General features: G+C 72.9%; 15 protein-coding genes. 8 read left to right on the top strand and 7 right to left on the bottom strand.

Annotated features, from left to right (window positions below; genetic code table 11):
- Window positions 1–4: 4 nt before the first annotated feature.
- From ACRWK8_RS16280 to ACRWK8_RS16270, 3 genes are all read right to left on the bottom strand, one after another.
- Window positions 5–667, bottom strand: a complete 663-nt coding sequence (locus ACRWK8_RS16280; protein WP_431871276.1) for a histidine phosphatase family protein — start codon at window positions 665–667, stop codon at window positions 5–7.
- A complete protein-coding gene (locus ACRWK8_RS16275; RefSeq protein WP_431871274.1) occupies window positions 664–1,425 on the bottom strand; it encodes a zinc ribbon domain-containing protein in 762 nt (253 codons plus the stop codon). Before ACRWK8_RS16275 ends, ACRWK8_RS16280 begins: the two co-directional genes overlap by 4 nt.
- A 79-nt stretch (window positions 1,426–1,504) precedes the next feature.
- Window positions 1,505–2,377: a Nif3-like dinuclear metal center hexameric protein gene (locus ACRWK8_RS16270; protein ID WP_431871272.1), complete on the bottom strand. Its 873-nt coding sequence runs from the start codon at window positions 2,375–2,377 to the stop codon at window positions 1,505–1,507.
- Window positions 2,378–2,497: 120 nt separating this feature from the next.
- On the opposite strand from ACRWK8_RS16270, the gene ACRWK8_RS16265 reads away from it, so the two are divergent.
- Both ACRWK8_RS16265 and ACRWK8_RS16260 read left to right on the top strand, forming a co-directional pair.
- On the top strand, window positions 2,498–3,319 hold the full coding sequence (locus tag ACRWK8_RS16265; protein WP_431871270.1) for an alpha/beta fold hydrolase: 822 nt from the start codon (window positions 2,498–2,500) through the stop codon (window positions 3,317–3,319).
- Between the two features lie 136 nt (window positions 3,320–3,455).
- On the top strand, window positions 3,456–4,322 hold the full coding sequence (locus tag ACRWK8_RS16260) for a deoxyribonuclease IV (protein WP_431871268.1): 867 nt from the start codon (window positions 3,456–3,458) through the stop codon (window positions 4,320–4,322).
- Between the two features lie 173 nt (window positions 4,323–4,495).
- On the opposite strand, the gene ACRWK8_RS16255 is transcribed toward ACRWK8_RS16260, so the two are convergent.
- Window positions 4,496–5,794 (bottom strand): MFS transporter, encoded by a 1,299-nt coding sequence (locus ACRWK8_RS16255; protein ID WP_378739422.1) that lies wholly within the window; start codon window positions 5,792–5,794, stop codon window positions 4,496–4,498.
- Between the two features lie 51 nt (window positions 5,795–5,845).
- Window positions 5,846–6,514, bottom strand: coding sequence for an ArsR/SmtB family transcription factor (locus tag ACRWK8_RS16250; protein WP_431871266.1), 669 nt, complete (start codon window positions 6,512–6,514; stop codon window positions 5,846–5,848).
- A gap of 182 nt (window positions 6,515–6,696) precedes the next feature.
- Here ACRWK8_RS16250 and ACRWK8_RS16245 point away from each other — a divergent pair, with 182 nt between their 5' ends.
- From ACRWK8_RS16245 to ACRWK8_RS16220, 6 genes are all read left to right on the top strand, one after another.
- Complete coding sequence (locus ACRWK8_RS16245) at window positions 6,697–7,044, top strand: hypothetical protein (protein WP_378739418.1); 348 nt, start codon at window positions 6,697–6,699, stop codon at window positions 7,042–7,044.
- A 103-nt stretch (window positions 7,045–7,147) separates the two neighbouring features.
- Window positions 7,148–7,678, top strand: coding sequence for an SRPBCC family protein (locus tag ACRWK8_RS16240; RefSeq protein WP_431871264.1), 531 nt, complete (start codon window positions 7,148–7,150; stop codon window positions 7,676–7,678).
- 271 nt (window positions 7,679–7,949) lie between these two features.
- Window positions 7,950–10,367, top strand: coding sequence for a Tex family protein (locus tag ACRWK8_RS16235; protein WP_378739414.1), 2,418 nt, complete (start codon window positions 7,950–7,952; stop codon window positions 10,365–10,367).
- 183 nt (window positions 10,368–10,550) lie between these two features.
- Window positions 10,551–10,754, top strand: coding sequence for a hypothetical protein (locus ACRWK8_RS16230; protein WP_378739412.1), 204 nt, complete (start codon window positions 10,551–10,553; stop codon window positions 10,752–10,754).
- 5 nt (window positions 10,755–10,759) lie between these two features.
- Window positions 10,760–11,206, top strand: a complete 447-nt coding sequence (locus ACRWK8_RS16225) for a Clp protease N-terminal domain-containing protein (protein WP_431871261.1) — start codon at window positions 10,760–10,762, stop codon at window positions 11,204–11,206.
- A gap of 5 nt (window positions 11,207–11,211) precedes the next feature.
- On the top strand, window positions 11,212–12,093 hold the full coding sequence (locus tag ACRWK8_RS16220; RefSeq protein WP_378739408.1) for an alpha/beta fold hydrolase: 882 nt from the start codon (window positions 11,212–11,214) through the stop codon (window positions 12,091–12,093).
- Here the strand turns inward: ACRWK8_RS16220 and ACRWK8_RS16215 are convergent.
- The gene (locus ACRWK8_RS16215) at window positions 12,071–12,814 is read right to left on the bottom strand and encodes a GTP pyrophosphokinase (RefSeq protein WP_431871259.1); all 744 of its coding nucleotides are present in this window, start codon (window positions 12,812–12,814) and stop codon (window positions 12,071–12,073) included. The genes ACRWK8_RS16220 and ACRWK8_RS16215 overlap by 23 nt on opposite strands.
- Before the next feature lie 83 nt (window positions 12,815–12,897).
- Window positions 12,898–14,409, bottom strand: a complete 1,512-nt coding sequence (locus ACRWK8_RS16210) for a carboxylesterase/lipase family protein (RefSeq protein WP_378739404.1) — start codon at window positions 14,407–14,409, stop codon at window positions 12,898–12,900.
- Window positions 14,410–14,535: the final 126 nt, after the last annotated feature.

Here is a 14,535-nt window from a genome sequence, read left to right as displayed (position 1 = left end):
CAGTCTAGCGGCCCCGGGAGGGTCCGGATCCCTGCTGCTCCAGGTGTGCGGTGTCGTTGAGCGAACGCACCACCTGGGGTCCGTCCGCGTAGCAGTCCACCTCGGTCAGGCAGGCGGTGTCCAGGTGCATCCGGTACAGCGCGGTGATCGGCGCGAGCATCGCCTGCTGGACGACGACCTTGATCGGGGTGACGTGGGTGACCACCAGGACCCGGCGGCCCCGGTGGCGTTCCAGCAGGGCGTCCCGGGCCGCACCCACGCGACGCGCCACCTCGGCGAAGCTCTCCCCGCCGGGCGGACCGGCCTCCGGGTCCGCCAGCCACCGCGCCACCCCCTCGGGATCGCGCTGGTGCGCCTCCGCGAAGGTCAGCCCCTCCCAGGCGCCGAAGTCGGTCTCCACGAACCCCTCGTCGGTCTCCACCGGGAGGCCGAGGAGCTCCGCCGCGTGCCCGGCGGTCCGCCGGGCATGCGACAACGGGGAGGAGACCACCACGTCGATCCCCCACCCGGACAGGCGCCGCGCGGCCGACCTCGCCTGAGCGTGCCCCTCCTCCGTGAGGGGGACGTCCCCGCGACCGGCGAAACGGCGCTCGACGGACAACGGTGTCTGCCCGTGGCGGAGCAGCACCAGACGGGTCGGCTCGGTGTCCGGAGCGCCCCAGCTCATTCGGCGACGGGAGCGTTGAGCCCCGACTCCTCGGTGCGCACCAGGATCCGGCGGCAGTCCTCACAGCGGACGACCTCGTCGGCGGCGGTCGCACGGATCTCGTTGAGCTCGACGGTGCTCAGCGCCAGCTTGCAGCCGTTGCAACGGCCGTACCGCAGCGGGGCGGCGGCCACACCGTCGTACTGGGAGCGCAGCTTGTCGTACAGCGCCAGGAGGTCCGCGGGGATGTCCGCGCTGACCCGCTCACGGTCCTGGGTGACGCGGGTGCGGTCCCACTGGATCTCGGCGGCGGCGGTGTCCCGGCGGGCGGTGACCTCCGTGAACTTCGCGACCGCTTCCTCGCGCTCCCCGGTCAGGCGCGTGACGTCGGAGTTGACGGACTCGGCCTCCTCCATGACCTCCAGCACGACCTCCTCCAGTTCGGCCTGGCGGCGGCCCAGCGAGGCGATCTCCGACTGGAGGTTCTGGAGCTCCTTGGCGTTGGTGATCTGCCCGGACTCCAGCCGCTTGGTGTCACGATCGGCGCGGGAGCGCACCTGGTCGACGTCGGCCTCGGCCTTGCGCTGGTGGCGCTCGATGTCGGAGGCCCGGGTCTGGGCCGTGATGAGCTCGGCGTCGATCGCGTCGACCCGCTCCTTCAGCCGGGCCGCCTCGACGATCTCGGGCAGGCTCCGGAGACGGTGGTCCAGGCGCTGGAGCGCGGTGTCGAGCTCCTGGAGGTCGAGCAGTCTGGCCTGAGCGGCGGGTTCGGCTTTCACGTGGGGTCTCCTGGGAATCGCGGTTGGGAGGCCGGGGAGGCCGCCCGCGCCCTGTGCAGTTGTGGTCGTCGAGGGGGTGTCACGCGTGTGGGAAGGTCCGTGACCAGGCATCCGTCACGATGGTGGACACGCGGGTCTCCACGTTAGCCCCATTCGGACCACCCGTGCGCCGGAGCGCGTCCGCCAGATGGGCGGCACCGTCGGCCAGCCACGGCCATTCGCTGGCGAAGTGCGCGGTGTCCACGAGCGCGGGGCCGCCCGGTTCCCCGACGAACTCCGAGGCCGGGTGGTGGCGCAGGTCGGAGGTGACGTAGGCGTCGACCCCGGCGGCGCGGGCCGCGCCGAGCAGGGAGTCGCCCGCCCCACCGGAGACGGCGACGGTGGTGACGAGTCGGTCCAGGTCACCGGCCACGCGCACGCCTCCGGCGGTGGCGGGCAGACCCTGGGCGACCCGGGTCGCGAAGTCACGCAGGACCATCGGCTCGTCCAGCTCCCCGACACGGCCGATCCCGCGCCGTCCCTCGGGGTCGGTGGTGTCGGGGTCGAGCGGTCGCAGCGCTCCGGTCAGGCCCACCGCGCGGGCCAGGGCGTCGGACACCCCGGGCGAGGCCGTGTCGGCGTTGGTGTGCGCGGTGTACAGGGCCACCCCGGAGCGGATCAGCCGGTGTACGATCCGGCCCTTGGGGGTGTTCGCGGCGACGCTGGTGACGCCGCGCAGCATCAGCGGGTGGTGCGTGATGATCAGGTCCGCGCCCCAGGTCACGGCCTCGTCGACCACCGCGTCGACGGGGTCGACCGCGAACAGGACGCGCTCCACCGGCTGCGCGGGGTCCCCGCAGACCAACCCGACCGCGTCCCAGGAGGCGGCCCACTGGGGTGGGTAGACCTCCTCGAAGGCGGCGGTGACGTCGGACAGGGTGACGGGCTGCGCGGTCGAGGTGCTCACGGGCACGAGACTAACGGTCCGCCCGAGCGGGCGCGCAACCTCGGTCCCACCGTCCGGTCCCCTCCTTGCGCGCGTCGGCGGAGGACGTCTAGCGTGCGGTGACGTCGAGGGAAGCGGGTACGTGCGATGCGGGACACCACGGTCGAACTCCACGGGCGCACCGTCGCCTACACCGACGTCGGCGACCCCGACGGCACACCTGTGCTGTACGCGCACGGCGCGCCGATGAGTCGCCGGAACCTGGGCGACCAGCACGAGGAGTTCGCCGCCGCCGGGCTGAGGGTGATCACCGCCGACCGCCCGGGCTACGGCGGCTCCTCCCCCGCACCCGGCCGCACGCTCACCGACTGGGCCGACGACACGGCCGCGCTCGCCGACTCCCTCGGGATCGACCGCTTCCTGGTGGCGGCGCACTCCTCCGGCGGACCCTACGGGGTGGCCGTCTCCGCCCTGCTGCCCGAACGCGTGCTCGGCGCCGTGGTCCTGGGCGGGGTCACCGACTTCTCGTGGGAGCCGGGCTGGGAGGGCTACTCCGAGGACGAGCGGGCCATGATGCGCCTGCCGGACGAACGGGCCGCCCGGGAGTGGGGCGAGCGCCACCTGGGCGGCTCCCCAACCGAGTGGCCCGACCCCGACCGGGAGCTGTTCGCGACCCGACACGTCCCGCACCTGACGGCCGCCGCCAAGGAGGCGTTCACCCAGGGGGTGGGCGGCTACACCCAGGACTCCTGGGTGCAGGGGCGCCCCTGGACCTTCGACCCGGCGGCCGTCCGCGCCCCGTTCCTGGTGGTGCACGGCGACCGGGACACCGTGGTGCCCATCGCCCACTCCCGGCACAACGCCGACCTGGTCCCCGGGGCCGAGCTCCGCGTGCTGCCCGGCCACGGCCACGTGACCGTGCTCTGGGAACTACCCGCCCTGCTCACCGAGGTGCGCGCCCGCGCCTGACACCGCCCGTGCCCGCCCGTCCGCGCCTGCCGACCGCCCGCCGCCCGGCCCCTCCCGTCCGGGCCACCACGGCACGGCACGCCGGGTGGGGAGCCGCACACCCCTCCCGTCGGATCGGGCCTAGAGTTGGTTGGCGATGAACGACACTGAGCAGAAGCGGCCCCAGTCCCCGATCGGCGCACACGTGCCCGTGGCGGGCGGCATGGCGACCAAGGGCCTGGCGTACGCCGGGCAGATCGGCGCGGAGACCGTCCAGGTCTTCGTCTCCAACCCGCGCGGCTGGGCGACCAACGCGGGCGATCCCGCGCAGGACGCGATGATGCGCGAGCGCACGGACCTCCCCCTGTTCGTGCACTCCCCGTACCTGATCAACCCGGGTGCGCCCAAGGAGGAGACCGCCGAGAAGTCGATGGTCTCCCTGGAGCACGCCCTGCGCCGGGGCGCGGAGATCAACGCCCTGGGGGTGGTGATGCACACCGGCTCGGCCGTCTCCGGCGGTCGCGAGGCCGGACTGGAGCGGGTCCGTGCCCGTGTCCTCCCGCTCCTGGAACGGCTCGGGGACGACGTCCCGCCGGTGCTGCTGGAACCGATGGCCGGACAGGGCCAGGTCCTGTGCGCCACCGTCGACGACCTCGTCACCTACCTGGAGGCCCTGGACTGGCACCCCAACGTGGGCGTGTGCCTGGACACCGCGCACCTGTTCGCGGCCGGGCACGACATCTCGACCGTCGAGGGCATGCGCGAGACGATGGACCGCTTCGGGGAGGTGGTCGGCGCCGACCGCCTCAAGCTGATCCACGGCAACGACTCCAAGGCGCCGTGCGGCAGCAACAGGGACCGGCACGAGAACATCGGTCTGGGCCACATCGGCGCCGAACCGTTCGCGGAGCTGTTCCGCCACCCGGTGACCGCCGGCGTCCCGATCACCCTGGAGACACCCGGTCCCGAGGGTCCGCACGCCGAGGACGTGGCGACCCTGAAGAGGCTCCGCGCCGAGGCCTGATCCTTCGTGCCCCCGCCCGCGTCACCGGGCGGGGCCGGGGCGCGGCGGGAGGGCGGTCAGTCCCGTTCCGGCGGCCCCTGGGACGGGCCCCTCCCCGCCCGGAACCGGTGGAAGGTGCCGCTCAGCCGTCCCGGTCCGGAGCCCCGGGAGCTCTGGGGCCGACGGGGTGGCGGTCACCGGCTCTCCTCCTCGGTCACGGGGCGCGTGGCGGCCTCGTGCAGGGCCAGGTCCGCGCGACGAGCCGTCTCGGAGATCACCCGCCGGGCGAGGACGACGGTGACCGTCATGATCACGGCCCCCAGCAGGAAGGGCAGCGCGAGGTCGATCCGGCCGAGCAGCCCGCCCGCCATGGCGCCGAGCGGCGTGACGCCCCAGCCGATCATCCGGCTGACACCCGCGACGCGGCCGCGCACGGCGTCGGGGATCACGGTCTGGTAGTAGGGGCTCGCGGCGATGTTGGACACGACCATGCTGTAGCCGGACACCGTGAGCAGGACGAAGGCCACGAAGGGGTCACCGGTGAGGGCCACGCCCAGGTAGGCGACGGCGATCCCCAGGTAGCCCCGGATCACCACCGCGCGCCGCCCGAACCGGCTGATCGCCCGGTCGGCGGTCAGGCTGGCGAGGACGCCGCCGACCGCGGCGGAGGTCATGAACACCCCGAAGAGAGCGCTGGAGACCCCGAGGCCGTCCTGCGCGTGGAGCACCAGCACGGCGCCGCCCATGTTGCCCCCGACCATCATCCCGGCGTTGCAGAGCGTGTTGCCGCGCAGGATCGGGTCACCGAGGACCTGCCGGAAGCCCGCGCCGGTGGAGCGCCAGAACCCCTCGGTCCGCGAGGCGGTCCCGTCCCCGGGCACCGATCGGCGCCACACGAGCGGGATCGCGCACAGCAGCAGCACGCACAGCGCGTAGGACCCGGCGATGCCCGCCAGGGGCGCGACGGCCCCCGCGGCGAACAGGAATCCGGCGACCGGGCGGCCCAGGCACTCCTGGGCGACCAGACGGCCGCCCTCCACCCGGCTGTTGGCCCGGTCCAGGAGCCGGGCGGGGACCAGTTGGACCACCGCGATCCGGCTCGCCGGGTCGGTCACCGTCTCGCAGCAGATCAGCGCGAACATCGCCGCGTAGAGCGCCCACACGGACAGGTTCCCGGTGACCAGGGTCAGGATCAGTCCGAGCATGACCAGGACGGCCACGGTGTTGGACACGACCATGGCGCGCATCCGGTGCACCCGGTCGATGAGGACGCCCGACAGCGGGGCGAGCAACAGCCAGGGCAGGAAGCGCACGGCGGTGAGACCGGCGACGAGGAGCGGGTCCTGGGTGAGGGAGACGGCGATCAGCGGCAGCGCCACAGTGAGCATGCCGTCCGCCAGGTTGGTGAACACCCCGGCGCCCCAGAAGCGGTGGAAGTCCGCGCTGAGGCGTTCGGAGCGGGGTGCGGTCGGGGTGGGGGGTGGGGTGGACATGCGGCTCCTGAAGGGGGGGTGGTGTTCAGGTGACCCTGTGACGTGTGGGGGTCAGGGGGGCGTGGGGCCGGGGTCGTGGCCCTCGCTCGCGTCCGTCGGCGCGAGGTGGGGGAACAGGTCGGTGTGCAGTTCCACCGACTCGGTGTCGGGATGGCTTCGGGCGGTGCGTCCCTCGTACCGGCGGGTCCAGGAGCGGATGAACTCCTGGAGAGCCTCGCCGAACTCCTCGGTCTCCTCCGGGGTCATCCGCGCGTGGGCCAGGGAGTCCTGCGCGCCCGCCTGCCAACGACGGACCGCCGGGGCGTCGGGGCTGGTCCTGACCAGGTCCCGCCACCGTTCGAGGCGTTCCCTGCGACCGCCGTAGTAGCGGTCCAGGACGATCTCGGCGGCCGCTCGTGTGGCCGGGTCGCGCAGGTGGTCGATCCCGCTCATGCGCCAGCCGCCGGGGCGGACGCGCCACCACCGGTCCCGGCGGCTGGCGTGGCCGGGGTCGGCCTCGACGAACCCGTACCGGGAGAGTTGGCGCAGGTGGTAGCTGGTGGAGCCGCTGCTCTCCCCCAACCGTTCGGCGAGGATGGTCGCGGTCGCGGCGCCCTGGACGGTGAGTTCGTCCAGGATGCGGGCGCGCAGGGGATGGGCCAGGCCGCGCAGGGCCTCGGCGCCGACCTCCAGGGACGTGTGGCCGGAGTCCCTCGCCCCCGTGGGCTCTTCTGTGTCCATGCCCGAACCGTACTCCAAAGAGATCTTTGCAAAAATACTTTTGCAGAATTTTCTTTGCGAAATTTCCGATCCAGGGGCCGACCTACCGGGGCACCCCACCCCCCGAAAAGCACCCGCATGGGCGACAATGGGCGAAGGCCCGTGGCGGGACGGGCCCCGGGAACCGAGGAGGCCGTCACCTCATGGAACCGTTCTTCATGGTCATCGGCGCGGCGATCGCGGCCGCCGGATACCTCGCGGGGCGTCGCACCGCCCGCCGTGAGGCCCGGCGCGAACTCCAGCGGCACCACGGCACCCCGCAGATCCCGGACCGTGGCCAACGCACCCCCCAGCCGGTCTGCGGCTGCGGCCACAACCTGGTCTTCCACGACCACGAGACCAAGCGCTGCCAGACCCAGGTGGTCATCCCCGGCCGCTGGACCGGCCAGGCCAACTCCACCTACAGACAGTGCATGTGCCAGGGCTACCGGGGCCCGACGCCGGTCGACGAGTACTACGCCCCCGACTACCTCGACGGCACCGGACCCTGACCCGCCCCCTCGGCGGAGCCGTTCGGTCGCCCGAGAACGGCACGAACACGCAGGTCAGCGACGCCTCTCCCGGCTCGCCGACTACCCTGGGGCGAGGCGGCACGTGCCCGCCGCACCACTCGGGAACCCGGAGCGCACCGCCATGAAGTACACCGTCTCCATCGAGATCGCCCTGCCCCGGGAGAGGGTGGCGCGGTTGCTCTCCGACCCGGAACACCTGCCGAAGTGGCTGCGGGGACTGGTGCTGCACGAGCCCCGGAACGGGGTCCACGGGCAGGTCGGCACGGTGTCGCGGGTCGTGCTGCGGACGGGACGGCAGGAGATGGAGTGCACCGAGACCATCACGCGCCGGGAACCTGCGGACCCGCACGGGATCCCGGCGGAGGACGTCGTCCACTACGAGCGCGAGATCGTCACCGAGGGTATGTGGAGCGCGGTGCGCGACCGGCTGACCGAAGCCGGTCCTGGAAGGACCCTCTGGGTCAGCGAGAACGAGTACCGCTTCAGCGGCGTGATGATGAGGCTGGTGGGGTTCCTGATGCCCGGAGCCTTCCGCAAGCAGTCACTCCAGCACATGCGGGACTTCCGGGCCTTCGCCGAGCGGGGAGAGGACGTCCGCGCAGCGCGGGGCTGACCCGCGACCAGCGTTCGCCTCCCCAAGGCCCGGCCCCGGACCCGTCACCGGCACGGGACGACCCCGCCCCTCCCCCACCGGCTGAGCCGAACCCCACCGAACCACCCGATCCCGCCCACACCGCCGCACTCCCCCGCGCGACCCCGGGTCCGGGCAGGGGTGATCGTGCGGGAACCTGGGAGTGCGGACGGCGACGCGCCGGGATGACAACAGCCCCCGCGCACCGCGAGAATGTCCGCGCACCGAACAGCCAGAGAGTGGACGTTTACTCGTGACGACCCCTGTGACACCCACGATCGACCAGCGCATCGCCGAGGAGCTCGGCGTGGGCGCGCACCAGGTCAGTGCCGCCGTCGACATGCTCGACGGCGGGTCGACCGTGCCCTTCATCGCCCGGTACCGCAAGGAGGCGACCGGAGCGCTGGACGACGCCCAGTTGCGCGCGCTGGAGGAGCGCCTGCGCTACCTGCGTGAGCTGGCCGAACGCCGGAGCGCGATCCTGGAGTCGATCCGTTCCCAGGGCAAGTTGGACGACGCGCTGGAGGCCCGGATCAACGAGGCCGACTCCAAGGCCCGTCTGGAGGACATCTACCTCCCCTACAAGCCCAAGCGCCGCACCAAGGCCCAGATCGCCCGCGAGGCCGGGCTCGAACCGCTCGCCGAGGGTCTGATCGGTGACCCGAACCAGGACCCGCAGGAGGTGGCCGCCGCCTACGTGGACGCCGACAAGGGCGTGGCCGACGTCAAGGCCGCCCTGGACGGGGCCCGCTCGATCCTGGTCGAGCGGTTCGCGGAGGACGCCGACCTCACCGGCACACTGCGCGAGCGCCTGTGGGAGAAGGGCCGACTGGGATCGACGGTCCGCGAGGGCAAGGAGGAGGACGGCGCCAAGTTCGCGGACTACTTCGACTTCTCCGAGCCGCTCACCGCGCTCCCCTCCCACCGTGTCCTGGCGATGTACCGCGGTGAGAAGGAGGAGGTCCTCACGCTCAACCTGGAGCCCGAGGAGACCCCCGAAGCGGGCCCGGACGGCACCGTCCCCCGCAGCTCCTACGAGAACGCCATCGCGTCGCACTTCGCGATCGTGGACCGCGGCCGCCCCGCCGACCGCTGGCTCCAGGACACCGTGCGCTGGGCCTGGCGCACCCGGATCCTGGTCCGACTCGACATCGACGTCCGCATGCGCCTGTGGCAGCGGGCCGAGGACGACGGCGTCAACGTGTTCGCCGCGAACCTGCGCGACCTGCTGCTGGCCGCTCCCGCCGGAAGCCGCTCCACCCTGGGCCTGGACCCGGGCCTGCGCACCGGTGTGAAGGTCGCCGTCACCGACCCCACGGGCAAGGTCGTGGCCACCGACACGGTCTTCCCGCACGTGCCGCGCCGCGACTGGGACGGCTCCATCGACCGGCTGGCCAAGCTGTGCGCCGCCCACGACGTGGAACTGGTCGCGATCGGCAACGGCACCGCCTCACGGGAGACCGACAAGCTGGCGGGCGACCTGATCAAGCGCCACCCCGAGCTGAGGCTCACCAAGGTGATGGTGTCGGAGGCGGGCGCTTCGGTGTACTCGGCCTCGGCCTACGCCTCCGAGGAGCTGCCGGACCTGGACGTGTCCCTGCGCGGCGCCGCCTCCATCGCCCGGCGCCTCCAGGACCCCCTGGCCGAGCTGGTCAAGATCGACCCCAAGTCCATCGGCGTGGGCCAGTACCAGCACGACCTCGCGGAGGCGAAGCTCTCACGCTCCCTCGACGCCGTGGTCGAGGACTGCGTGAACGGCGTGGGCGTGGACGTCAACACCGCCTCCGTGCCGCTGCTGACCCGGGTGTCGGGCGTGACCTCCACCCTGGCCCGCAACATCGTGTCCCACCGTGACGCCAACGGCCCGTTCCGGACCCGCGACGCCCTGCGTTCGGTGCCCCGACTGGGCCCCAAGGCCTTCGAGCAGTGCGCGGGCTTCCTCCGGGTGCCGGGCGGCGACGACCCGTTGGACGCGTCGGCGGTGCACCCCGAGGCCTACCCGGTGGTGCGACGCATCCTGGACCGGGCCGGAACCGACCTGCCGTCCCTGATCGGGGACAGGAAGGCGCTGTCGGGGGTCCGCCCCGAGGACTTCGTGGACGAGAAGTTCGGTCTGCCGACCGTCACCGACATCCTCAGCGAGCTGGAGAAGCCCGGCCGCGACCCGCGACCCGCCTTCACCACCGCCACCTTCAAGGAGGGTGTGGAGACGCTGGACGACCTGGAGCCGGGGATGCTCCTGGAGGGGGTGGTCACCAACGTGGCCGCCTTCGGCGCGTTCGTGGACGTGGGCGTGCACCAGGACGGACTGGTCCACGTGTCCGCGCTCTCCAACAGGTTCGTCGAGGACCCGCGCGAGATCGTCAAGCCCGGTGACATCGTCAAGGTCAGGGTCCGCGAGGTCGACATCCCCCGCAAGCGCATCTCGCTGACCATGCGCCTGGACGACGAGGCCCCGGCCCCCGGCGGTCAGGGCGGCGGTCGCGGGGAGCGCGGCAGCCGTGGCGGCAACGGCGGCGGCCAGCCCCGGGGTGGCGGTCGCGGCGGAGAGCAGCGCCGGAGCGGTGGTCGACAGAACGGCGGCGGTCGCGGCAACGGCGGCAGGGACGCCGCCCCGGCGCCCTCGGGCGCCATGGCCGACGCGCTCCGCCGCGCGGGCCTGGGCAAGTAGCCCGTTCCCGGCCGGACGTGTGGTCCGGCCGGGCCGGTGAGGTGTGACGAAGGGGTTCCCGCTGGCCGGGACCCCTTCTCCGTGCGCGGGGTGGGTGAAGCGTCGGTCGCGGTCCGCCGGGCCACGCGCAGAGAACGTCAGTCTGTATTGACATACCCGGGTGCGTCAGTACAGACTGACACCATGAACCAGGCTTCCGCACCCACCGCCCACGACTCCGCGGACCCCGAAACCGGGCTGCGCGCCGTCCTGGCCCTGCGCCGTCTCGCCGAACGCGTCGAGGCCAACCAGGTGGCCGCCGCCCGCCGCGCCGGATGGTCCTGGCAGCAGATCGGCGACGCCCTCGGGGTCACCCGGCAGTCCATCCACACCAAGTACGGGAAGTGAGCCCCATGGGCACCGGAACGCGCACCGGCCTCGGCCGGACCTACCTGGACGCCAACACCGAGGCCCTGCTCAGGGGTGACCGCAGGGTCGGCACCGAACACGTGCTCCTGGCGCTCCTGCACGACGACGCGTCCACCCGCGCCCTGGACACCGACCTGACCAGCGCCCACCGGGCCCTGGAACTCCTGGACCAGCGCGCCCTGAACCAGCTGGGCATCGCCCCGCCCTCCCCCGGCCCGGTCCTGCCCAGCCGGGCCGGGGACCGCCTTCCACTGACCCCCGCCGCCAAGGCGGTCTTCAAGGGCCTGCGCGCCGAGGCCGGGCGGGAGCGCATCGGCCTGGAGCACGTCCTCCTCGGCCTGCTCGGGCGCACCGCCCCCGACCCCGCCGCCGCACTCCTGGACGCCCTCGGCACGGACCGGGACGCGGTCCGCGCCCGCCTGGGGGGCTGAACACGGTGCCCCACGCGCTTCCCGACCACACGACCGGCACGCTCACCTCGCACGACGGCACCGCCCTGGGGTACCGACGCCTGGGGTCCGGCCCGGCCGTCGTCCTCACCCACGGCTCCCTGATGAGCTCCCACGACCTCCTGCTCCTGGGCGCCGCCCTCAGCGGCGAGTACACCGTCTACCTCCCCGACCTGCGCGGGCGAGGACTCAGCGGCGCGTACGGGCCCGACCACACCCTGGAGAACGCCGCCCGGGACGTGGCCGCCGTCATGGAGCACACCGGGGCCCACCGGATCTTCGGTCTCAGCGGCGGTGCCGTCCCCCTCCTGCGATGGGCCCTGGACGCACCCGCGGGGTACCGGATCGCCCTCTACGAACCTCCGCTGCCCCTGCGCGACTTCTCTCCGACGGCGTGGCTGCCCCGCTACGAGCGCGAACTCCGTCGCGGGCGCGCCGCCTCGGCCGTGGTCACCGTCATGCGCGGCACCCAGGACCCGCCGTGGACGCGTCGCGTACCCCGGGCCGTGCTGGTCCCGCTCATGGGCCTGGGCCTGCGCGCCCAGGCGCGGCGGGCCGAGGGCGGCCTCACGCTGCGGGACCTGTTGCCCACCATGGGCCCCGACGCCCGGGTGGTGCGGGAGGCCACCGACCTCACCCGGGCCGCCACGCGGGTGCGCTCCGACGTCCTGCTGCTCGGCGGTTCCCGGAGTCCCGGATACCTGCGCCGGGGCCTGGACGCCCTCGACGCCGCCCTGCCGTACGCCCGGCGGGTGGAGTTCGAACGCCTCGGCCACCTGGCGGCGGACAACGGCGGTCGCCCCGACCTGGTCGCGCGGGCTCTGGCGGACTTCTTCGGGCCGCGCGTCAGTCGGAGCGCTCGGAGTTGACCCGCTCGGCCAGCGCCCGCAGCAGTTCGTCGGCCAGGGGCAGCTTGCGCAGCTCCTCGGGCCCGGGGAGCGAACCCCTGGCCCGGTCCCCCTGTTCCCGGACCTCCCCGTGCAGACGCTCCATGGTCTCGTCCAGCCGGTGGGCGGTCTCGGCCGCCTCACGGATCTCGTCGAGCAGCCCGTCCGGAACCGACTTGCCGTACTTGTAGTAGATCTTGTGTTCCAGGCTGGCCCAGAAGTCCATCGCGATGGTGCGGATCTGGATCTCCACCGGCACGTCCTCGGTCCGGTCCGACATCCGCACCGGCGTCTCCACCAGCAGGTGCAGGCTCCGGTACCCGTTGGGCTTCGGGGAGCGGACGTAGTCGCGCTCCTCCATCACCCGGATGTCCTCGTGCCCGGCCAGCATGTCCCGGATCGTGTAGGTGTCCGAGACGAAACTGCACGTCACACGGATACCGGCGATGTCGAGGATGGACCCGCGAATCTCGTTGAGGTCGTAGGGCACCCCGCGACGCCGCGCCTTCTCCATGATGCTGGCCGGCGTCTTGAGCCGGGAGCTCACGTGCTCGATCGGGTTGTGGTCGTGGGTGTAGCGGAACTCCTCGTTGAGGATGTTGACCTTCGCCATCACGGTGTCGATCGCGAACTTGTACGACAGGAGGAAGCGCGCGACGTCGTCGCGAGCGGCCAGCAACGCCTCCGGTACGTCTTCCACCACGAATCGACCCCCGTCACACCAGTACCAAACCCCGTGGACAAATGTTATCGACCACCGGAGCCCCCGGGGGGTGGGGGCGGGCGCTACCTCGGCGCGAAGCCCACGTCGGACCACAGGGCGCGCAACGGCGAGTCGTCGGCCTCGCTCAGGGAGTCCGTGAGGTCCCACACCCGGGCCACGGTCGATCCCGGCCGGACCGGGCCCCACCCCGGGTCGCCACCGGACACGAAGGCGCTCCAGGCGGCCAGCATCCGCTCGGACAACCCCAGGTACGCCGCGTCCGGCGGACCGTCGCACAGGAACCGCGCCAGGTCACAGTCCATGTTGCCGAACGCGAAGGGGAGATCGAAAGCGTGGCAGGCCCCCAGAGCCCCGTCCAGCACACGGCTGCGCGCGGCGAACCGGAAGAGGTGCGCGCTACCACCCGCGGCCGCCTGTGCCTCCGCCACCCGGGTGGAGTACTCACAGAACATGGCGTCGCCACGGATCTCGCAGTAGAGGTCGGCGAGCGAGGCCCCGGGGTGGACCGCGCGGTAGACCTCCACCGCCTCCTCCCCCAGGCCGAGGCGGGTGGCGGTGACCGCGAGGGCCGACGCGTCCTCGATCTCGACCTTCTGGCCGAGCCCGGTGAAGAGCGTGAACTCGTCGGTGTTGTGGCCCACCAGCAGCGCCACGTCGCGGGCGGCGCCCCGCGCGATCGCCGCCAGCGGCGGCTCGGGGAGTTCGGGGCCGCCCACCACGGGCGCGTAACAGGTGAACGCCTTGGACCGGACCCCTCTGCTGGTCCTGCCGGTACCGGACAGGATCGCGTCCGTGGCGGCCAGGAGCCGCTCCGGCGCCACCTCGGCCAGGGCGTCGGCCTCCAACCGCACCCCGACCTCCCCGGCCACACCCTCAGCGACCAGGCGCGCGGTCTCGACGGTGACCATGTCCCCCGGGACACTGTGCGCGACAGCACGGTGGAAGAGCCCGCGCGCCTCGGGTGAGGCCATGAGGCAGACCACGGCTCCGGCTCCGGCGGACTCCCCCGCCACGGTGACGTCTCCGGGGTCCCCGCCGAACGCGGCGATGTTGTCCCGGACCCAGCGCAGCGCCGCGATCTGGTCGAGCAGTCCCCGGTTGTCGGGCCGGCCGGGGACGTGGCCGAAGCCCTCGAACCCCAGCCGGTAGTTGACGGTCACCACGACGATGCCGGTCTCGGCCAGGCGCGTGCCGTCGTAGGTGGCCTCCGAACCGGAGCCGACGATGTAGGCGCCGCCGTGGATCCACACCATGACCGGAACGCCGGAACCCGGCCCGGCCCCGTCCCGTGGGGACCACACGTTGAGGACGAGGCAGTCCAGGGAGGTGTGCGCGTCCCAGGGCTCGGTGCCGATGAACTGGGCGCTCTGCGGCGCGGGCGGTCCCGGCTCGGAGCAGTCGCGGACGCCGTCCCAGGCCGGGGCGGGCGCGGGGGCGGCGAAACGGTGTTCCCCGAAGGGCGCGGCGGCGTAGGGGATGCCCCGGTGCAGGGTGATCCGCCCGTCCTCGGAGCGGGGCGACACGGTGCCGCGCACGCGTCCGTTCGCGGTCTCCACGATGTGCTCGGCGTCCACGGGTGCCTCCTGGGGGTCGGTGCCGGTTCCACCTAACACCGTTAGGTTTGCGTGCGCAAGACCTGCGGAGCCGCACGAAGCACGGGAGACGGAACCCTGGAGGACGCTCGTCCGTCGAAACCAGCG

This window comes from Nocardiopsis eucommiae (assembly GCF_965344335.1).
GTDB classification, from domain to species: domain Bacteria; phylum Actinomycetota; class Actinomycetes; order Streptosporangiales; family Streptosporangiaceae; genus Nocardiopsis; species Nocardiopsis eucommiae.
Note: the sequence above shows the minus strand (reverse complement) of the source record. Positions and strands in the feature narration are given on the sequence as shown.

Coding starts and splice junctions, on each gene's coding strand:
- ACRWK8_RS16280 (WP_431871276.1), bottom strand. CDS start 667: ATGAGCTGGGGCGCTCCGGACACCGAGCCGACCCGTCTGGTGCTGCTC.
- ACRWK8_RS16265 (WP_431871270.1), top strand. CDS start 2,498: ATGCGGGACACCACGGTCGAACTCCACGGGCGCACCGTCGCCTACACC.
- ACRWK8_RS16260 (WP_431871268.1), top strand. CDS start 3,456: ATGAACGACACTGAGCAGAAGCGGCCCCAGTCCCCGATCGGCGCACAC.
- ACRWK8_RS16255 (WP_378739422.1), bottom strand. CDS start 5,794: ATGTCCACCCCACCCCCCACCCCGACCGCACCCCGCTCCGAACGCCTC.
- ACRWK8_RS16250 (WP_431871266.1), bottom strand. CDS start 6,514: ATGGACACAGAAGAGCCCACGGGGGCGAGGGACTCCGGCCACACGTCC.
- ACRWK8_RS16245 (WP_378739418.1), top strand. CDS start 6,697: ATGGAACCGTTCTTCATGGTCATCGGCGCGGCGATCGCGGCCGCCGGA.
- ACRWK8_RS16230 (WP_378739412.1), top strand. CDS start 10,551: ATGAACCAGGCTTCCGCACCCACCGCCCACGACTCCGCGGACCCCGAA.
- ACRWK8_RS16225 (WP_431871261.1), top strand. CDS start 10,760: ATGGGCACCGGAACGCGCACCGGCCTCGGCCGGACCTACCTGGACGCC.